Genomic DNA, 18843 nt, shown 5'->3' on the forward strand with positions numbered 1-18843 from the left:
ATCATTCACCTCGCGTATGCGTAACCATCGCTTCAATCCTTGTCCTTACGCGTCTTGTGCTCTTGTCGGTCGGATGTTTCGAAAGCCTCTTCCAGTGCCCGGTTGATAGTGCGCAGCACCTTGACCCGTGCCCAGCGCTTGTCGTTGGCTTCCACCAGAGTCCATGGCGCAATCTCGGTGCTGGTACGGTCGACCATGTCACCGACCGCCGCGCGATAGTCATCCCATTTTTCACGGTTGCGCCAGTCATCTTCAGTGATCTTGAAGCGCTTGAAGGGAATCTTTTCGCGCTCCTCGAAGCGCTCCAGTTGCGTCTGTTTGTCGATGGACAGCCAGAACTTGACCACGATCACACCGGCGTCGGTGAGCTGTTCCTCGAAATCGTTGATCTCGCTGTAGGCGCGCAGCCAGTCTGCCGGGCTGCAAAAACCTTCGATGCGCTCCACCAACACCCGGCCATACCAGGAACGGTCGAACACGGTGAACTTGCCCCGGGCCGGCAGGTGCCGCCAGAAGCGCCACAGATACGGTTGCGCCCGTTCTTCTTCGGTGGGCGCGGCAATCGGCACGATGCTGTACTGGCGCGGATCAAGTGCTGCCGCGACCCGGCGGATCGCCCCGCCCTTGCCGGCCGCGTCGTTGCCCTCGAACACCGCCACCAGCGCGTGGCGGCGCATGCGTTTGTCACGCATCAACCCGGAAAACCGCGCCTGCTCGGTGATCAGCTGTTCTTCGTAATCTTCCTTGTCCAAGTGCAGGGTCAGGTCCAGGCTGTCGAGCAGGTTCACTTGATCGACACTGGGGAACACTGGCGCGGCGCTGACCTTTTCCGGATGGATCGTCGGTCGCTGCAATGCGCCCTGCAGGCCCGCCAGTAGAATCCGCCCCACGGCCAGGCTCCGATAATGGGCATCCGCCCCGGCGATCACATGCCAGGGTGCATAGTCGCGGCTGGTGCGGCGCAGCACCCGCTCGCCATACTTCACGAACCTGTCGTACGTTTGCGACTGCTGCCAGTCCAGCGGGCTGATGCGCCAGCTGTGCAGCGGGTCGTCGGCCAGCGCCTTGAGGCGTGCCTTCATTTGCTTCTTGGAGAGGTGAAACCAGAACTTGAAGATCAGCGCACCTTCATCGCAGAGCATCTTTTCCAGGCGCTCGGCGGCATTGATCGCCTGGTCCAGTCGCGGATCCTTGAACACACCATGGACCCGTCCCTGCAGCATCTGGCTGTACCAGTTGCCGAAGAAAATCCCCATGCGCCCCTTGGCCGGGAGCATCCGCCAGTACCGCCAGGCCGGCGGCCGCGCCAGCTCTTCGTCGGTTTGCTGATCGAACGTGCGGACCTCGATCAAGCGCGGGTCCATCCACTCGTTGAGCACCTTGATCGTCTCACCCTTGCCGGCACCTTCGATGCCATTGATCAAAATGATCACCGGAAAGCGGCGTTGCTGCTGCAATTCGAATTGCGCTTCGAGCAACGCTTCGCGCAGGGCCGGGACTTCGGCGTCGTAGATTTCTTTGTCGATGGCGTGATCGATTTCGGCGGATTCAAACATGAGCGGCTCCCTTCCAGATGTGAGCAAGACTAGCGGACGGACCTCTTCTGCGGGGAAGAAATCCATTCATGGAGCAGATACGAAACCTGTGGCGAGGGAGCTTGCTCCCGCTGGACGGCGAAGCCGTCCCGACGTCTGCAAACCCGCATTGGGACCAGGTCTACCAGATGGCGGCTGCTTCGCAGCCGAGCGGGAGCAAGCTCCCTCGCCACAAAAAGCTTCGCCATGTCATCGATTTTCGATGACATGGTCAGTGCATGCCTTGCCACGGATCAAGCACCACGCCGTCGATCGGCTAGAATGGCGGCCTTGCCGTTGCCGAGCCTGCCATGAAACCTGTATTGCCCCACGCCCAGCTCGACTGGGACGACCAAGGTCGCCCGTATTCGCGAGTGTTCGACGATGTGTATTTCTCCGACCAGTCGGGGCTGGACGAAACCCGCTATGTCTTTATCGAACAGAACCGTTTGGCGGAACGCTTTGCGGCCTTGCCCGAGGGCGGGCGGCTGGTCATCGGGGAAACGGGGTTCGGCACCGGGCTGAATTTTTTGTGCGCCTGGCAGGTGTTCGAGCAACACGCCGTGGCCGGTGCACGGCTGCATTTTGTCAGCGTCGAGAAGTACCCGTTGAGCCCGGCCGACCTGCAACGGGCCCTGGCGCTGTGGCCGGAACTCAAGGTGTTTGCCGATCAACTGCTTGAGCAGTACGTGGCCATCCATCAGGGCTTTCAGCGCCTGACGCTGGACCACGGCCGCGTGACCCTGACGCTGCTGATCGGCGATGCACTGGAGCAACTGCCGCAACTCGATGCCCGAATCGACGCCTGGTTCCTCGACGGTTTCGCCCCGGCGAAAAACCCCGACATGTGGACCGCCGAACTGTTTGCCGAGCTGGCTCGCCTGGCCGCTCCCGGTGCATCCATCAGCACCTTCACCAGCACCGGTTGGGTGCGACGCCTGCTCAACGCCGCCGGCTTCAAGATGAAACGTACCCCCGGCATCGGCCACAAATGGGAAATCCTGCGCGGTGAGTTCCTCGGCTGGCCCCAGGAAGCGCCGGCCCCGGCCCTGGATAAACCCTGGTTCGCCCGCCCGGCCCCGCTGACCGGCGAGCGCCAGGCTCTGGTGATCGGTGCCGGCCTGGCCGGTTGTGCCAGCGCCGCCAGCCTCGCCGCGCGGGGCTGGCAAGTGACAGTCCTGGAGCGTCACGACGACATCGCCCGGGAAGCCTCGGGCAACCCGCAGGGCGTGCTCTACCTGAAGTTATCCGCCCACGGCACGGCGCTGTCGCAAATGATCGTCAGCGGATTCGGCTACACCCGACGCCTGCTCGAACACTTGCAACGGGGTCGCGACTGGGACGATTGCGGCGTGTTGCAACTGGCCTTCAATGCCAAGGAGGCCGAACGCCAGGCGCAATTGGCCGCGGCGTTTCCAGCGGACTTGCTGCACCTGCTGGATCAACCCGAGGCACAGGCCGTGGCCGGTATCGGGCTGGCACAGGGGGGCCTGTTCTATCCCGAAGGCGGCTGGGTCCACCCACCGGCGCTGTGCCAGTGGCAGGCTGCGCATCCACAGATTCAATTGCTCACCCATCACGATGCGCTGGAACTGCGCAAGGTTGAGGGCCGCTGGCAAGCCTGGGACGGCGAACGCTTGCTTGCTGATGCCCCCGTGGTGGTACTCGCCGGGGCCGCCGAAATCCGGCGTTTCCCCGAGAGCGCCGAGTTGCCGCTCAAACGCATTCGCGGGCAAATCACCCGCCTGGCGCAAACCCCGCAAAGCCAGGCCCTGAGCACCGTGGTGTGCGCCGAAGGCTATGTCGCCCCCGCGCGTTTGGGCGAACACACCCTGGGGGCCAGTTTCGATTTCAAGAGCGACGACCTTACGCCGACCACGGCAGAACACCTGGGCAATCTGGCCATGCTCGAAGAGATTTCCCTCGATCTGGTCGAGCGTTTACAGGCCGATAAACTGGCACCTGAAAGTCTCCAGGGTCGCGCTGCATTTCGCTGCACCAGCCCCGACTACTTGCCAATCGTCGGCCCATTGGCCGACACCCAGGCGTTTACTCAGGCTTATGCAGCGCTGGGCAAGGATGCCCGGCAGGTGCCGGACGTCGAATGCCCATGGCTTGACGGTTTGTACATCAACAGCGGCCACGGCTCCCGCGGCCTGATCACCGCGCCGCTGTCCGGAGAACTGCTGGCGGCCTGGCTGAACAACGAGCCCCTGCCGTTGCCCAGAAGCGTGGCCGAGGCCTGTCATCCCAATCGGTTTGCCCTGCGGCGCCTGATCCGGGGCAAGTAGTCGATACAACAGCCGAAGTCGCCCTCACAGGGGCATTCGGCCGCGGTCAGTCGCGCATATAACTCATCGATCTAAAACTCCCCTTACCGAGGAGGGTCACTTTCTGAGTACCCGCTGTTTCGGCGCGGTATCGATCGACCCTCCCCAACGGAAAAACCGGTAAGGAATTTATGTGCGGATTAGCTGGCGAGTTACGTTTTGATCAACAACCTGCAGACCTTGCAGCCATTGAACGAATCACCCATCACCTGGCCCCTCGCGGCCCCGACGCCTGGGGATTTCATAGCCAGGGGCCGGTAGCCCTGGGCCATCGGCGCCTGAAAATCATGGACCTGTCGGACGGCTCGGCGCAGCCGATGTTCGACCCGCAACTGGGCTTGTCCCTGGCCTTCAACGGGGCGATCTACAACTTTCCGGAGTTGCGCGCGGAACTTGAAAGCCTGGGTTACGCCTTCTATTCCGGTGGCGACACCGAAGTGTTGCTCAAGGGCTATCACGCCTGGGGCGAAGCCTTGCTGCCAAAACTCAACGGCATGTTTGCCTTTGCCATGTGGGAGCGCGATGCCCAACGCCTGTTCATCGCCCGCGACCGACTCGGCGTGAAACCGCTGTACCTGTCGCGCACCGGCCAGCGCCTGCGCTTCGCCTCGGCCCTGCCGGCATTGCTCAAGGGCGGCGACATCAACCCGCTCCTCGATCCTGTGGCGCTCAATCACTATCTGAATTTCCACGCCGTGGTCCCGGCACCGCGCACCTTGCTGGCGGGCATTGAAAAACTGCCGCCGGCCACCTGGATGCGCATCGAAGCCGATGGCCGCACCGAGCAGAAAACCTGGTGGACCCTGCCCTACGGCCCTCACCCCGACGAAACGGATCTGACCCTCGAAGACTGGCGCGACCGTGTGCTCGACAGCACCCGCGAAGCGGTGGCGATTCGTCAGCGTGCAGCGGTGGATGTCGGTGTGCTGCTGTCCGGTGGAGTCGACTCGAGTTTGCTGGTGGGCCTGTTGCGGGAAGTCGGCGTGGACAATCTGTCGACTTTCTCCATCGGCTTTCAGGATGCCGGCGGCGAGCGTGGTGACGAGTTCCAGTATTCGGACCTGATCGCCCGACACTACGGCACGCAGCACCATCAACTGCGTATCGATGAAAAAGAGATCATCGAACAGCTGCCCGCCGCATTCCGCGCCATGAGCGAACCGATGGTCAGCCATGACTGCATCGCCTTCTACCTGTTGTCCCGGGAGGTGGCCAAACACTGCAAAGTCGTCCAGAGCGGCCAGGGCGCCGATGAACTGTTCGCCGGGTACCACTGGTATCCGCAGGTGGACGGCGCGAGTGATCCGTACGCCGCGTACCGCGAAGCGTTTTTCGACCGCAGTTACGACGACTACGCCGCCACCGTGCAACCGAAATGGCTGACCGCGAATGACGCCGCCGGTGACTTCGTCAAAGACCATTTCGCCCAGCCCGGTGCCGATGCGGCGGTGGACAAGGCCTTGCGTCTGGACAGCACGGTGATGCTGGTGGACGACCCGGTCAAACGGGTCGACAACATGACCATGGCCTGGGGCCTGGAAGCGCGCACGCCGTTTCTCGACTACCGCCTGGTGGAGCTTTCGGCAAGGATTCCGGGGCGTTTCAAGCTGCCGGACGGCGGCAAGCAAGTCTTGAAAGAAGCCGCGCGACAAGTGATTCCCAGTGAAGTGATCGACCGCAAGAAAGGTTACTTCCCGGTGCCGGGCCTCAAGCATTTGCAGGGCGATACGCTGGAATGGGTGCGCGAGTTGCTGCTCGATCCCAGCCAGGATCGCGGCCTGTTCAACCCTGCGATGCTCGACCGTCTGCTGACTGATCCACAGGGGCAATTGACGCCGCTACGCGGCTCCAAGCTGTGGCAGCTGGCGGCCCTCAACCTGTGGCTCAGCGAACAAGGAATCTGACCGATGAAACCTCACGCCACGGCTATCAGCCAACGCCTGTTGCGCGGCCAGTCGCCTTCCTACGAACGCTTGCAGGCACGTCTGGCCGAGGATCGCTGTGAACTCGGCGGGGCACCGATTGCCGTGCATTGCGGCTGGGGCCGCTTGCTGATCGGCCACACATTTGCCGATGCCGCGAGCCTGGCCGGGGAGTTGCTCAACGAGCAGCCCGGCGAGCGGGACATTGCCCTGTACGTCGCCGCGCCCCAGCAAGTACTGGGGCTTGAGCCGACGCAGCTGTTCCTCGACCCGTCCGACACCTTGCGCCTGTGGTTCAGCGACTACCGTCAGGCGACCCGGGTGTTTCGCGGTTTTCGCATTCGACGCGCGCAAAGCGATGCCGACTGGCAGGCGATCAACCAGCTGTATCAGGCCCGCGGCATGCTGCCGATCGATGCCACCCTGCTCACTCCGCGCCATCTGGGCGGCCCGGTGTACTGGCTGGCCGAAGACGAGGACAGCGGCGCGGTCATCGGCAGCGTCATGGGCCTCAACCACCACAAGGCCTTCAACGATCCGGAAAACGGCAGCAGCCTGTGGTGCCTGGCGGTCGACCCGCATTGTGCGCGGCCGGGTGTCGGTGAAGTACTGGTGCGGCATTTGATCGAACACTTCATGAGTCGCGGTCTCGCCTGCCTCGACCTGTCGGTGCTGCACGACAACCGCCAGGCGAAAAGCCTTTACGCCAAACTCGGTTTTCGCAACCTGACGACCTTCGCCATCAAGCGCAAGAACGGCATCAATCAGCCGCTGTTTCTCGGGCCCGGCCCGGAAGCCGCGTTCAACCCCTACGCGCGGATCATTGTCGAGGAAGCGCACCGTCGTGGCATCGATGTGCACGTCGATGACGTCGACGCCGGGATGTTCACCCTCAGCCATGGCGGGCGCCGGGTACGCTGCCGTGAATCCCTGAGCGACCTGACCAGCGCCGTCAGCATGACCCTGTGCCAGGACAAAAGCCTGACCCACAAAGTCCTCAAGGCTGCCGGGTTGAAACTGCCGGCGCAGCAACTGGCGGGTAACGCCGATGACAATCTGGCGTTCCTCGATGAACACCAACGCGTGGTGGTCAAGCCACTGGATGGTGAACAGGGCCAAGGGGTGGCGGTGGATTTGCGCACCATCGAGGAGGTGCAGCAAGCCATAGAAGCCGCTCGCCACTTCGACAGCCGCGTGCTGCTGGAAAGTTTCCACGAGGGCCTGGACCTGCGCATTGTGGTGATCGGTTTTGAAGTGGTCGCCGCCGCCATTCGCCGGCCGGCCGAAGTGGTCGGCGACGGCCAGCACTCCATTGGTGCATTGATCGAAGCCCAGAGTCGGCGGCGACAAGCGGCCACGGATGGCGAAAGCAAGATCCCGCAGGACCAGGAAACCCAGCGCACCTTGCGTGCCGCCGGTTACGAATACAGCAGCATTCTGCCGGCCGGCGAACACCTGTTCGTACGGCGCACGGCGAACCTTCATACCGGCGGCGTGCTTGAAGACGTCACGGCGATCCTGCATCCGACGCTGGTGGACGCCGCCATCCGCGCGGCCCGGGCACTGGACATTCCCATGGTCGGCCTCGACCTGATGGTGTCCGCCGCTGACCAGCCGAACTATGTGTTTATCGAAGCCAACGAGCGGGCCGGGCTGGCCAACCACGAACCGCAGCCCACGGCGGAGCGGTTTGTGGATTTGTTGTTTCCGCATAGTCAGCCGGTGGTCTTTTAGTTATGCGGTGCCAGCACTGACGCCATCGCGGGCAAGCCCGCTCCCACATTTGATCGCATTCCCCTGTAGGAGCGAGCTTGCTCCGGGCGGCGTTCCGACGATGGCGGCCGTACAGGCGATAATTCATCAGGAGTTTCCATGACCAGCAAAATCCCCGAGCCGGACCTCGGTTACCTGCAAAAAGTCCTGCTGGAAATGCTCGCCATTCCCAGCCCCACCGGGTTCACCGACACCATCGTGCGCTACGTCGCCGAACGCCTTGAAGAACTCGGCATTCCCTTCGAGCTGACCCGTCGCGGCACCATCCGCGCCACACTCAAGGGCAAGAAAAACAGCCCCGACCGCGCCGTTTCCGCCCACCTGGACACCATCGGCGCGGCGGTGCGAGCAGTAAAGGACAACGGCCGCCTGACCCTCGCGCCAGTCGGCTGCTGGTCCAGCCGCTTTGCCGAAGGCAGCCGGGTCAGCCTGTTTACCGACAATGGCGTGATCCGCGGCAGCGTCTTGCCGCTGATGGCTTCCGGGCACGCGTTCAATACCGCCGTTGACGAGATGCCGATCAGTTGGGATCACATCGAGTTGCGCCTGGACGCCTACTGCGCCACCCGTGCCGACTGCGAGTCGCTGGGCATCAGCGTCGGCGATTTCGTCGCCTTCGACCCATTGCCGGAGTTCACCGAAAGCGGCCACATCAGCGCCCGTCACCTCGACGACAAGGCCGGGGTGGCTACGCTGCTGGCGGCGCTCAAAGCCATCGTCGACAGTGGCGAAGAGCTGATGATCGACTGCCATCCGCTGTTCACCATCACCGAGGAAACCGGCAGCGGCGCCGCGGCTGCATTACCTTGGGATGTCAGTGAATTCGTCGGCATCGACATCGCACCGGTGGCGCCCGGCCAACACTCCAGCGAGCACGCGGTGAGCATCGCGATGCAGGATTCCGGCGGGCCGTATGACTATCACCTGTCGCGCCACCTCCTGCGCCTGGCCAGCGACAACGAATTGCCGGCACGCCGCGACTTGTTCCGCTACTACTTCAGCGACGCACATTCGGCGGTGACCGCCGGCCACGACATTCGCACCGCCCTGCTTGCCTTCGGCTGCGACGCCACCCACGGTTACGAGCGCACCCACATCGACAGCCTCGCCGCCCTGAGCCGCCTGCTCGGTGCGTACATCCTCAGCCCTCCCGTGTTTGCCAGCGATGCACAACCGGCCAAGGGCTCACTGGACCGCTTCAGCCATCAGCTCGAACATGACACGCAGATGGAAAGCGATACGCGGGTGCCGTCGGTGGACAGCCTGGTGGGGCAGCGGTCGGAGAACTGATCCAGAATCTTCATCGTCAGGTATACCGCTATCGCGAGCAGGCTCGCGAAGGCGTCATACCAGACAACACAAGATCCCGGGGTGGCCGTCCTCGCCCAATCGCCGTAGCATCGCGCCATTGATCCAACCGAGGTGCCTATGCTGATCCCCTATGACCAACTTCAAGTCGACACCCTCACCCGCCTGATCGAGGATTTCGTGACCCGCGACGGCACGGACAATGGTGACGACACACCACTGGAAACCCGCGTACTGCGCGTGCGCCAGGCCTTGACCAAGGGCCAGGCACTGATTGTCTTCGACCCGGAAAGCGAGCAATGCCAGTTAATGCTCAAGCACGACGTGCCCAAGCACCTGTTTGACTGAGACCTTCAGCGCTCCTTGGTTTTCGCCAGTTTGTTCTGGATGCGTTCGTAGATTTCGCAGCGGTGCACATTGACGTCCTGAGGCGCTTCAACGCCAAAGCGAACATTGCTTCCGTTGATCGCGAGAACACGCACGGTAATGTTGTCACCGATGGAAATGGTTTCGCCCACAATGCGAGTGAGTACGAGCATGAGGAGTGTCCTTCAGGGGTTACTGGCCCTTGAAGATGCCCGGCCCGCCGCACGCCTACAATGCTCCGACAGCAAACCAGACCGGACTGACAGCCCCTGACGCACGCCACTTACGGAAAGGTCTGACAGGTCGGTTGATTGTCGGGCCGATCTGTCAGGACGCGGAGAATCGCGGCCCGAACAGAATGATGCTCGCGCCGATCACACACAGCGCCACACCAAGCCAGTCCGAACCCAGCGGACGAATTCGCTCGACCACGGCCAACCAGCCGATTGAGGCAATGATGTAGATGCCACCGTAAGCGGCGTAGGCGCGGCCGGCGTAGGTGGCTTCGATCCGGGTCAGCAGCAGGGCGAACAGGGTCAGGCTCAGGAGCGCCGGCACTACCCACCACATGCTTTTACCCTGGCGCAGCCACATCCAGAAGGCAAAGCAACCGGCAATTTCGAACAGCGCGGCGAGGAAAAACCACAGGTAATTGAGCATGCAAGCGTCTCGCGAGGATGGCCGATGGCGGCCACCCTAACCACAGCGTCGCCTGCGGGCAAGATCAGCTTGCCGATTGCCTGGCCTTGGCGCGCATTTTGTCGGCCATGACGGTCATTTCGTTGTAGAGCAATTGCGGGTTCTTCTGCTTGATCGCCCAGGCCATGCGGCCCTGTTCGTGGGGCAGGATCATGAACTCGCCAGCGGCGACCTGCCGGTAGATATAGTCGGCGATGTCGGCGGCGCTGATGGGCGAGCTTTCCAGCAACTTGCCGACCTGGGCTTTCATGGCCGGAGTCGGGCCGCGGAAGGAGTCCAGCAGGTTGGTCTGGAAGAACGACGGGCACACCACATGCACGCCGACTTCCTGATGCGCCAGCTCGATCAGCAGGCTTTCGGACAACGCCACCACGCCCGCCTTGGCCACGTTGTAGTTGCTCATCGCCGGGCCTTGCATCAGCGCGGCCATGGACGCGATGTTGATGATCTTGCCTTTGCTTTTTTCCAGCAGTGGCAAGAAAGCCTTGCAGCCCTTGACCACACCCATCAGATTGATCGCGATCTGCCAGTCCCAGTCCTCAAGGGACAACTCACTGAAGAACCCGCCAGACGCCACGCCCGCGTTATTGACGATGACATCGATGCCGCCGAACTTGACTTCGCAGGCCTGGGCGAACGCCGTCAGCTGGCTGTAATCGCGCACGTCACAGCGTTGGATAAAACCGTCGCCGCCCGCTTCGCGGACCAGCTTGAGGGTTTCCTGCAAGCCGGGCTCGCTGACGTCCGACAAGGCCAGTTGCCAGCCCTCACGCGCCCAGCGCAGCGCGATTTCGCGACCCAGGCCCGAGCCTGCACCAGTGATCATCATGCGATTTTGCATAGCAAACAGCCTTGTTGTTCTCGGAAGATGCACCGAGTGTAGCGAAGGAAATTGCCCGACCCACGCTCCATCAGATTGCTGAATGGCCCAAGCAAACCGCGGGAGCCTTTGAAGCAACTAATGCAACAAAAAAAGATAAAGACCCGCCAGGCAAAAAAAAAGAGGCTCTTGAAGAGCCTCTTTTTTATTTTGCGTCACAACTTACTGCGGCGTGCCATGAACTACACCGGCGGTGTTGTCCAGCAGACTCTTGGTCGCCGTTTGCAGGAACGCTTCGAGCTTGAGCTTCAACTCAGCGGCACCCGGTGCATCCGCAATGATCTCGGCATGCGGCGTAGCGCCCATTTCGTACTGATACAACTTTGGCGCCATGTCCTTTTCCTTCGGCAGTACAAGGATCCGGTCGTCGCTGAGGATGGCCGTGGTCTGCTCGTTACCCGAAGGTTTGATCACACCAAAACCCTTATCGCCGTCAGGCAGGTTGAGCAGATCGCGGCCCCAGCATTGCTGGCGAGTTTCGCCGCCCAGGCGGCCCATGATGGTCGGCACGATGTCGATCTGGGTGCCCACGGTGTGGTCACGCTGACCGAACTTCTCCTGGATGCCCGGCGCGATCATCAACATCGGCACGTTGAAGCGGCCCAGGTCCATTTCGGTGATCTGCTGTTCGTTACCAAAACCGTGGTCACCGACGATGACGAACAAGGTTTCCTTGAAGTACGGCTCCTTGCGGGCCTTTTCAAAGAACTGGCCCAGCGCCCAGTCCGCGTAACGCATGGCGGTCAAGTGTTCGTTCAGGCTGCCGCGATTGGTCACGGGTTCGACCGGCAATGGCGTCGGCAAGGCGTATGGGGTGTGGTTGGACAGGGTTTGCAGCAAGGCATAGAACGGTTTGCCGTTTTCCCGCGCCTTGAGTTCTTGCAGGCTGCGATCGAACATATCCTGGTCGGACACGCCCCATGTCGGGTCGGAGAACACCGGGTTAACGAAATCGTTACGGCCGATGAAGTTGGTCATGCCCTGGTTGCTGAAGAAGCCCGACTGGTTGTCCCAGGCGAAATCACCGTTGTAGACATACACGTCGTCATAGTGACGGGCACTGAGCAACTGCGGCAGGCCAGACAGCTTATGGCTGCCTTCCGGGGTCTGCATCAGGTATTCAAAACCCGGCAGGTTCGGGAAGCAACCCATGGTGGCGAACATGCCCTGGTGGGTATGAGTACCGTTGGAGAAGAAGCGGTCGAACAGCAGGCCTTCCTTCGACAGCTTGTCGAGGTACGGCGTAATGTTGCCCGGCCCGCCCAAAGCACCCACCGAGTGACCGGCCATGCTTTCCATCAGGATCACGACGACGTTCTTGATCGGCAGGGTCTTGTCGGCCGGCGGCGTGTAGTCACGACGTACAGCGGCCATGTCGGCTTCTACCAGTTTTTCGTCGGGCAGCACCAGCATGTCACGCACGATCTGCTGGGCCTGCTCTTGAGGCAGGGTGGCCTTCCAGATGTTGTCACGCTCTTCGGACATCCGGCTCTTCGCTGCGGCAACCAACTGCAGGGTGCCGTTGAGGCCCAACTGGTTGGCGAAAATCGAGTTGGTGGTGTAGACGTCACCCCAACGCAATGGCGGGCCTTGACGCAAGGTGCCACGAGCGGCGACCACGCAAACCAGCAGACACACAACGAATACCGCGATACGCGCATACCACGGCGCAACCTGGCGAGTGCCGATGCTGCCGCCACTGAACGGGCCACGAGGGCGGGTCGCACGGTCGGCGCCCTTGAATGCCAGGCTCAGGATCCAGGTGCCCACGGCCCATGCCAGCAGGTAACGGACCACCGGGAAACCGTACCAGAGCATGCTCATCACGGTTTTCGGATCTTCCTTGACGTACTGGAAGACCAGGCCGTTGAGGCGCTGGTGGAACTCACGATAGAAGTCCATCTCCATCAGGCCCAGGAACAGCGCAATGCTGGAGACAATCGTCAGCCAGAGACGGAACAGCCCGCGCGCCGCCATGGCCCGGGCGCTGAACAAGGCCAGCAGCAACGGAATACTGAGATAGACCACCAGACGCAGGTCGAAACGCAGTCCGTTGGCGAATGCTTCGAGGAAAGTCGAGGCCGGTGTGTCGAGGATCATCGAGCGGTTGTAAACCAGCAGCGCGACGCGCAGCAGGCTGAACATGACCATCATGACCAGGGCACACAATAGCGTGTAGGCCAGATGCGATTTGACGGTCGGTTGCAGCAGGCGACTAGAAGCTCGCTGCTGATTCAGGGCGTCCGGGATTGCCATGTCGTTTTAGGACCCATTGGAAGTTGAAGTTTCAAAAATACTGCTGCGCCTTGCCCTCTTTTCGGCCTGTACCAGGCCCGGGGGTTTGCGCGGTGCGCAAATGTTGCACGATCAACGGCAGCATTGCCATTGATAACTACCCTCATTCCGACTGTTTCATCCTGCGTTCAGCAATAGGCAGCGCGTTAGGGGAGAGCCGGCGAATTGTCTTGGAGACCTGGTGAAAATTTCGTGCAACGCATATCCAGAAACAAATTAAAGCCTGCGCACCGGTCAAAAACGCAAACGCCCCGATCGAGTCGGGGCGTTACGAAGTCACCTCAAAAGAACGACACAGTTACTTCTCGGCGCGTTCCTTGAGAGCTTTCAAGGTATTGAACGGGGCATCGACCACGAACTTGTTGGCCACCATCGACGGCACGCTGCCGCCCGGTTCGGTGTGCACCTGATAGGTCACTTCGATCTGGTCGCCCTTGGGTACGAACTTCCAGAAACCGTCGACCTTGGCGACCCGGACGAAGCCTTTTTCTTCAGGAATGTATTTCGGTACGCCTTCGAGCTTGCGGGTCAGGCTGCCATCAGCCCCTTCGATGGTGGTGACATGCAACACCGAATCACGCGGAGTAACCGGCCACGGGGTATTGAACTGAGTGTAGGTCCAGCTCTGGTCACCTTCGTGCTTGAGCAGCTTCTGGGTTTTGCATTCGTGAATCCAGGCACAGGCTCCGGGCACGTCTTCCTGCAACGCACGCAGCTTGGCGATGGTGGTTTTCATCAACGTGACGCCCTGGTAGGCCTTGTAGTCGGAGCCGGCCACTTCACTCAGGGAGATCTTGATACCGTCTTCGTCTTTTTTGACTTTCCAGTCTTCTGCCTGGGCCGTCGAGGTAACCAGCGCAACCGTCAAACCACACAGCACAGCCATACGATGCAGCGAACCCATAGTCTTATTCCTTATTGTTGAAGTTCCGTTCGTTGGGCTTGCACCTCCGATCACCTTCAGGTTTTTCGGAGGTGATCGGAGGTGCAAGCCCACACATCACGCCGCCGTCATTTGCTCCCACCAGCCAATCAACCGGATGGCTTCTTCGCTGCTACTTCCGCACACCTCGGGGTCGGCATCGAAGGCAGAACACACCGCCGGCCGTTCTGGCTGGCCGAAAATACTGCACAGGTTATCGGAGGAAAGTTGCAGGCAACGCTGCCCCGCGGCCTTGCCGTTGGGCATACCGGGAATCGGTGAACTGATGGAAGGGGCAATGCAACAAGCGCCACAGCCCTCACGGCATTTCATGACGACAAGCTCCTCGCGACGAGCAATGTGTTAATGGACGGGGCACAGAGTACCCGCTAAAACAGTTGTTTTAAATTACCTGCGAGCGGGTTTTTCAATGCAAACGGGCATGACCGGCCAGTCTCCGACAAAGCGTCTGGCCTGCGGCTCGCGGATCCTGATGAGGTTACTGCTTGAACTCGAAATCCAGTGCCGCGCCTTCGACCTCACGGCGCTCTTCATTTCGCAGTTGCAGCTGCATTTCATTGCTGAGCAGGCGGCCGTTGAGCTGGAACGGACTGCTGCCGCTTTTGTCACCGAACATCTGGGGTAACAACGGTTCACGCCTGGTCAACGGCACCGTACCGACAGGCTTCAGCTCCTGAACCATGTCCCGGGGCAAACTCAAGTCCAGATTGGCAGATGGAAGCTCAGTCTTTACCACATCGCTGGCCGGTTTCGATTTGGAGGCAATGGGCGGACGCTTTTTCACGGGCGTCGCCTGCTTACTGGTCGCCGAGGCTTTTTTCGCAGGTGCGGTTTCTATCGGTGTGACATGGAAACTGCCGGTAGTCTGATCCTGCTCGGTAGCCGCCATGACGGATGCCGGCTGAATACTCGCAATCAGGCAGAGCAAAAGCCAGGTGGCAGGAAAAGTCGGTTTCATGTATCCCACGGTGGGTGCAAACGGCAGAGATGCATATGCTCGCCTGTTGCAGCCCACATGACAAGCGCAGTAGCAGCCTGTTACAAACCGCCAGCCATCTCCTGGCAGAGTTGGGTGGCCAGCATGCCCAGGGTCATCAATGCGCGCTCGGCTTCACGGTTCCACGGGATGCCGCAGTTGAGCCGGATGCAGTGATTGAATTGCTCGGTATTACTGAAGATCAGTCCCGGCGCGATACTGATGCCCTGCTGCAATGCCCGCACGTGCAACTCTTGCGTGTTGACCCGCCCCGGCAGACTGACCCACAGAATGAAGCCACCGGTAGGCCGGGTCATCTGCGTGCCTTCCGGGAAATACTGCTGCACCGCCAGCTGGAAGGCACTGAGGTTTTTCCGGTATTCCTGACGGATGAAGCGCAAATGCCGGTCGTACCCGCCATTTTCCAGGTACGCGGCAATGCCCATCTGGGTCACGCTGCACGCGGAATGCGTGCTGAAGGTCTGCAAACGCTGGATTTCCTGCTGATACTTGCCGGCAATCATCCAGCCGATCCGCACGCCAGGCGACAGGGTCTTGGAGAAGCTCGAACAATAGATCACCCGATCCAGCCGATCGTATGCCTTGAGGGACTTGGTGCGCCCCTGCTCGAACATCAGCTCACCGTAGATATCGTCTTCGACAATCTGGATATCGAAGTCCGACGCCAGGCGCAGCAATTGTTTCTGCCGCTCCTCCGGCATGGTACCGCCCAATGGATTGCTCAGACGGGTGGTCAACACCAACGCCTTGATCGACCATTGGTTGGCCGCCAGCTGCAGGGCTTCCAGGCTCATGCCCGTGGCTGGATCGCTAGGGATCTCGATGACCTTGAGGCCCAGCAGGTCGGCCAGTTGCAGCAACCCGTAATAAGTCGGCGATTCGGCCGCGATCAGATCGCCCGGACGGGTCAGCACACGCAAGGACATCTGCAGCGCATCGACGCAACCGTGGGTGATCACCACTTCCGACGGATCGACCACCACGCCGGCATCGCGCATGCGGATCGCCACCTGTCGGCGCAACGGCTCGAAACCGGGGCTGAACATGTAGCTGAAGGCCCGCGGGCTATGGAAACGGGTGACCTTGGCCAATTGCTGATGCAGTGCCCGCACCGGCAAATAGTCGACACTCGGCACCGCAGCGCCCAGCGGGAAGACACCTTCACGACGGGATTCGACCAGGACTTGCTGAATGATGCTGCTGCGGGTGACCAGGCCGGGGCGCTCGACCCGGGCGATGTCCGGCGTCGGTGCAGTGAGTGCCGGCGTCTGGTGCACGTAGTAACCCGACTGCGGCCGGGCGCGGATCAGCCCCTGATCTTCGAGATTGGCATACGCCTGCAACACCGTCGCATGGCTGACATTGAGCTGCGAGCTCATCTTGCGTACCGAAGGCACGCGCTCTCCCGGCTGATAGACCCCACGGCGGATGTCTTCGGCCAGTTGTTGAGCAATACGTTGATAGAGCAAAAGATTGGTCATGACGCAGCACTCGATTTCACGGGCATTTTATTCTTGTGTAAAACAATACCGGAACAGTTTAGAAGTGTACGGGGACAGTTGCCACAATAGTCGACCGTACAGTGCAGTGTCAGCAAAATCTGTACTGTTTTGTGCGGTAATCGGCAGGCAAAAAAAACCCGGCACTGCATGGCAGGCCGGGCTTTCCAGCGACGCAACCCTTAGCGGGCAGCGCCGAGCTGGCCCTTTTCGTCGGAAAACACAATTTCCACCCGACGATTCTGCGCCCGGCCCCGTTCCGACGCATTCGCGTCTACCGGATACTCGTCGCCATAACCCTCGACCTGGATGCGCTTGTCGTCGATGCCCAGGTCCATCAGCACGTCAGCCACCGATTGTGCGCGGTCGCGGGACAGCTTGAGGTTTTCCTGCTTGCCCCCGGTACTGTCCGTATAACCTTCGATCCGCACCACCCGCTTGGGGTTGAGTTGCAGGAACTGCACGATCTTCAACACCACACGGTTGGCCGAAGGTTTCAACTCCGCTTCGCCCGTGTCGAACAGCATGTCGCCCAATGTCATCACCAGACCACGGTCGGTCTGGGTGGTGGTTAATGCCAGTATCTGCTCTTCGAGCCATTTGCCTTGCTGCTGCACGCTGAACAGTTTGGATTCACGCAGTGCCAATTGCAGGCGCTGCCGCTCCAGCTCGAGCTTCGCTGCTTGCTCTTCATTGAGCACCTGATTGGTGTGTTCCCGGGCAATGGCGCTATAGCGCTGACTCAGGTAGGCGTAATGCACCACGTCCGAACCGCTGCCCCAATAGCTGGACAGGCGATCGGCACGGGCCAGGGACTCACCGGCGCGAATCACGTCCTTGGGGGCGATTCGCAGCACATTGGAGTCTTCCTTGACCTTCTGAAAGTCGACACTGGCCTGCTGCAACGCGGACTCGCTGTGCTGGCTGGCGCAGCCAAAGAGGCTCGCGCAGCCTGCCAGGATCAAACCGCCGAGGGCTTTAGTCTTGAGGCTCATTCGGCATCTCCCAGTTGCTTACGCAGGCGAGCGATGCGGGTGTTAAGCACGTTCAACTGTTCCTCGCTCTTGGCCGTCAACACCTTGGCTTCAGCCAGACGCGCATCGAGCTCGGCCTGTTCGGCCCGCATGCGTGCGTTTTTGAAGGATTGATCAGTCATGTTGCCCTTGGCGCGGTTGAACTTGTCTTCGGCCAGTTTCATTTCCGGCACATCGTCTGCCGTGGCGCCCACGGCCGTGGCCTGTTCGAGTGCCTGTTCGGTCAGGCGAATCTGTTCATTCGGCGCAGGATCGGTTGCACAAGCCGCCAGGGCGGCAAAGGCCACGGCAGCGAAAAGAGGTCGAATACTCACTAAAAATCCTTACTGTTTTGGGGTACTGACGGGTTGTTGCGGGGGGGTTGGCTGTGGTTGTGAGCGTTGTGCTTTCCAGCGCTCGATATTGCGCATCAGCACGGCCTCCGTCAGTCCGGACGCGGGCAATTCTGTCATCTTTTTGGCCAACTGTCCGCGTAACCACGGATCGTTGCACGCCGAGTCATGGGAAATCGCCAGGTACAGACCAGGCTTGTCGACCGGTTGCGAGCGCGCGATAAGATCAGCGGCCATGCCCAGTGTCTGTGCGGTCGCCATGCCCGAGTAACGTCCTGCCAGTACAAATTCGACCTCGCCCAACAAAAGTTTCTGAAAGGCCTGGGTCAGATTGGACGTGCGCGTGAGGGTTAGCTGCTGTCCGGTAAACGTGCTGAATTGCGGGGTCAATCGGGCCTTTTCCGACACGGCACCGGGATGGCCGTGCAGGTCTTGTGCTTCGTTGTAGATCAGCATCGAATCCTTGCGAGTCCAGACCAGATAGTCGTTTTCCAGCAAGGGTGGATGGATGTAATCCAGGGTCTCCAGCTCGCTGACGGTCAACGTCGCATCCGCCAGCATATCCATGCGCCCGCTGCGCACTTCGTCCAGGGCCTGGGCGCGTTTGCCGGCATAAAGCAGTTCGACCTTGAGCCCCAACTCCCCCGCCACTTGCTGCAGCAAATCAGCGCTGGCACCGATCAGGTACTTGGGGTTCTGCGGGTCTTGCCACAGGTACGGTGGCGCGTCCGGGCTGCCGGTGACCACCAGGCGTTCGCATTTGCCTGCGGCGACAGACAGCGCCGGCAATAGCGTCAATCCCAGCAAGCTCCACACACAGCGCAGATCCATGGCCACACACTCCACTCATACCCGGTTATGCCCCCTTGTAGGAGCGAGCTTGCTCGCGAT

17 protein-coding genes are annotated in these 18843 nt (G+C 60.9%); 5 read left to right on the top strand and 12 right to left on the bottom strand.

Annotation, left to right across the window (positions count from 1 at the left end; translation table 11 throughout):
* Window positions 1-32: 32 nt before the first annotated feature.
* Window positions 33-1556 carry a polyphosphate:AMP phosphotransferase gene (gene pap, locus AC3ITY_RS24900; protein WP_489305593.1) on the bottom strand — a complete coding sequence of 508 codons (1524 nt, stop codon included), beginning with the start codon at window positions 1554-1556 and terminating at the stop codon, window positions 33-35.
* Window positions 1557-1885: 329 nt separating this feature from the next.
* Here pap and mnmC point away from each other — a divergent pair, with 329 nt between their 5' ends.
* From mnmC to AC3ITY_RS24925, 5 genes are all read left to right on the top strand, one after another.
* Window positions 1886-3865: a bifunctional tRNA (5-methylaminomethyl-2-thiouridine)(34)-methyltransferase MnmC2/FAD-dependent 5-carboxymethylaminomethyl-2-thiouridine(34) oxidoreductase MnmC1 gene (gene mnmC, locus AC3ITY_RS24905; RefSeq protein ID WP_489305595.1), complete on the top strand. Its 1980-nt coding sequence runs from the start codon at window positions 1886-1888 to the stop codon at window positions 3863-3865.
* A 170-nt stretch (window positions 3866-4035) separates the two neighbouring features.
* The gene (locus AC3ITY_RS24910; RefSeq protein WP_489305597.1) at window positions 4036-5808 is read left to right on the top strand and encodes an N-acetylglutaminylglutamine amidotransferase; all 1773 of its coding nucleotides are present in this window, start codon (window positions 4036-4038) and stop codon (window positions 5806-5808) included.
* A 3-nt stretch (window positions 5809-5811) separates the two neighbouring features.
* Window positions 5812-7560, top strand: coding sequence for an N-acetylglutaminylglutamine synthetase (ngg, locus tag AC3ITY_RS24915; RefSeq protein WP_489305599.1), 1749 nt, complete (start codon window positions 5812-5814; stop codon window positions 7558-7560).
* Window positions 7561-7698: 138 nt separating this feature from the next.
* A complete protein-coding gene (locus AC3ITY_RS24920) occupies window positions 7699-8889 on the top strand; it encodes an osmoprotectant NAGGN system M42 family peptidase (RefSeq protein WP_489305601.1) in 1191 nt (396 codons plus the stop codon).
* 138 nt (window positions 8890-9027) lie between these two features.
* The gene (locus AC3ITY_RS24925) at window positions 9028-9255 is read left to right on the top strand and encodes a YheU family protein (protein WP_008017754.1); all 228 of its coding nucleotides are present in this window, start codon (window positions 9028-9030) and stop codon (window positions 9253-9255) included.
* A 5-nt stretch (window positions 9256-9260) separates the two neighbouring features.
* Here the strand turns inward: AC3ITY_RS24925 and csrA are convergent, their stop codons facing one another.
* The 11 genes from csrA to AC3ITY_RS24980 form a co-directional block, all read right to left on the bottom strand.
* Window positions 9261-9446: a carbon storage regulator CsrA gene (csrA, locus tag AC3ITY_RS24930; RefSeq protein ID WP_223456207.1), complete on the bottom strand. Its 186-nt coding sequence runs from the start codon at window positions 9444-9446 to the stop codon at window positions 9261-9263.
* 154 nt (window positions 9447-9600) lie between these two features.
* Window positions 9601-9933, bottom strand: coding sequence for a YnfA family protein (locus AC3ITY_RS24935; RefSeq protein ID WP_008004345.1), 333 nt, complete (start codon window positions 9931-9933; stop codon window positions 9601-9603).
* Window positions 9934-9997: 64 nt separating this feature from the next.
* On the bottom strand, window positions 9998-10813 hold the full coding sequence (locus AC3ITY_RS24940) for an SDR family oxidoreductase (RefSeq protein ID WP_489305604.1): 816 nt from the start codon (window positions 10811-10813) through the stop codon (window positions 9998-10000).
* A gap of 201 nt (window positions 10814-11014) precedes the next feature.
* Window positions 11015-13108, bottom strand: coding sequence for an LTA synthase family protein (locus tag AC3ITY_RS24945; protein WP_489305606.1), 2094 nt, complete (start codon window positions 13106-13108; stop codon window positions 11015-11017).
* A 337-nt stretch (window positions 13109-13445) separates the two neighbouring features.
* Complete coding sequence (locus AC3ITY_RS24950; RefSeq protein ID WP_489305608.1) at window positions 13446-14051, bottom strand: START domain-containing protein; 606 nt, start codon at window positions 14049-14051, stop codon at window positions 13446-13448.
* Window positions 14052-14147: 96 nt separating this feature from the next.
* Complete coding sequence (locus tag AC3ITY_RS24955) at window positions 14148-14402, bottom strand: YkgJ family cysteine cluster protein (protein WP_223543541.1); 255 nt, start codon at window positions 14400-14402, stop codon at window positions 14148-14150.
* A 166-nt stretch (window positions 14403-14568) separates the two neighbouring features.
* Window positions 14569-15048 (bottom strand): translation initiation factor 2, encoded by a 480-nt coding sequence (locus AC3ITY_RS24960; RefSeq protein ID WP_489305610.1) that lies wholly within the window; start codon window positions 15046-15048, stop codon window positions 14569-14571.
* Window positions 15049-15128: 80 nt separating this feature from the next.
* Window positions 15129-16568 (bottom strand): aminotransferase-like domain-containing protein, encoded by a 1440-nt coding sequence (locus tag AC3ITY_RS24965; protein ID WP_008050371.1) that lies wholly within the window; start codon window positions 16566-16568, stop codon window positions 15129-15131.
* Between the two features lie 200 nt (window positions 16569-16768).
* The gene (locus tag AC3ITY_RS24970) at window positions 16769-17581 is read right to left on the bottom strand and encodes an OmpA family protein (protein WP_489305611.1); all 813 of its coding nucleotides are present in this window, start codon (window positions 17579-17581) and stop codon (window positions 16769-16771) included.
* Window positions 17578-17934: a DUF4398 domain-containing protein gene (locus tag AC3ITY_RS24975; RefSeq protein WP_489305613.1), complete on the bottom strand. Its 357-nt coding sequence runs from the start codon at window positions 17932-17934 to the stop codon at window positions 17578-17580. Before AC3ITY_RS24975 ends, AC3ITY_RS24970 begins: the two co-directional genes overlap by 4 nt.
* A 9-nt stretch (window positions 17935-17943) precedes the next feature.
* Complete coding sequence (locus AC3ITY_RS24980; RefSeq protein ID WP_489305615.1) at window positions 17944-18783, bottom strand: substrate-binding periplasmic protein; 840 nt, start codon at window positions 18781-18783, stop codon at window positions 17944-17946.
* Window positions 18784-18843: the final 60 nt, after the last annotated feature.

The organism is Pseudomonas sp. GL_091 (assembly GCF_057837725.1).

Excerpts from the sequence above, each read along its gene's own strand:
- AC3ITY_RS24970 (WP_489305611.1), bottom strand. The coding sequence starts at position 17,581 with ATGAGCCTCAAGACTAAAGCCCTCGGCGGTTTGATCCTGGCAGGCTGC.
- AC3ITY_RS24935 (WP_008004345.1), bottom strand. The coding sequence starts at position 9,933 with ATGCTCAATTACCTGTGGTTTTTCCTCGCCGCGCTGTTCGAAATTGCC.
- AC3ITY_RS24965 (WP_008050371.1), bottom strand. The coding sequence starts at position 16,568 with ATGACCAATCTTTTGCTCTATCAACGTATTGCTCAACAACTGGCCGAA.
- AC3ITY_RS24940 (WP_489305604.1), bottom strand. The coding sequence starts at position 10,813 with ATGCAAAATCGCATGATGATCACTGGTGCAGGCTCGGGCCTGGGTCGC.
- AC3ITY_RS24925 (WP_008017754.1), top strand. The coding sequence starts at position 9,028 with ATGCTGATCCCCTATGACCAACTTCAAGTCGACACCCTCACCCGCCTG.
- AC3ITY_RS24950 (WP_489305608.1), bottom strand. The coding sequence starts at position 14,051 with ATGGGTTCGCTGCATCGTATGGCTGTGCTGTGTGGTTTGACGGTTGCG.
- AC3ITY_RS24955 (WP_223543541.1), bottom strand. The coding sequence starts at position 14,402 with ATGAAATGCCGTGAGGGCTGTGGCGCTTGTTGCATTGCCCCTTCCATC.
- pap (WP_489305593.1), bottom strand. The coding sequence starts at position 1,556 with ATGTTTGAATCCGCCGAAATCGATCACGCCATCGACAAAGAAATCTAC.
- mnmC (WP_489305595.1), top strand. The coding sequence starts at position 1,886 with ATGAAACCTGTATTGCCCCACGCCCAGCTCGACTGGGACGACCAAGGT.
- AC3ITY_RS24920 (WP_489305601.1), top strand. The coding sequence starts at position 7,699 with ATGACCAGCAAAATCCCCGAGCCGGACCTCGGTTACCTGCAAAAAGTC.
- csrA (WP_223456207.1), bottom strand. The coding sequence starts at position 9,446 with ATGCTCGTACTCACTCGCATTGTGGGCGAAACCATTTCCATCGGTGAC.
- AC3ITY_RS24980 (WP_489305615.1), bottom strand. The coding sequence starts at position 18,783 with ATGGATCTGCGCTGTGTGTGGAGCTTGCTGGGATTGACGCTATTGCCG.
- AC3ITY_RS24960 (WP_489305610.1), bottom strand. The coding sequence starts at position 15,048 with ATGAAACCGACTTTTCCTGCCACCTGGCTTTTGCTCTGCCTGATTGCG.
- ngg (WP_489305599.1), top strand. The coding sequence starts at position 5,812 with ATGAAACCTCACGCCACGGCTATCAGCCAACGCCTGTTGCGCGGCCAG.
- AC3ITY_RS24945 (WP_489305606.1), bottom strand. The coding sequence starts at position 13,108 with ATGGCAATCCCGGACGCCCTGAATCAGCAGCGAGCTTCTAGTCGCCTG.
- AC3ITY_RS24910 (WP_489305597.1), top strand. The coding sequence starts at position 4,036 with ATGTGCGGATTAGCTGGCGAGTTACGTTTTGATCAACAACCTGCAGAC.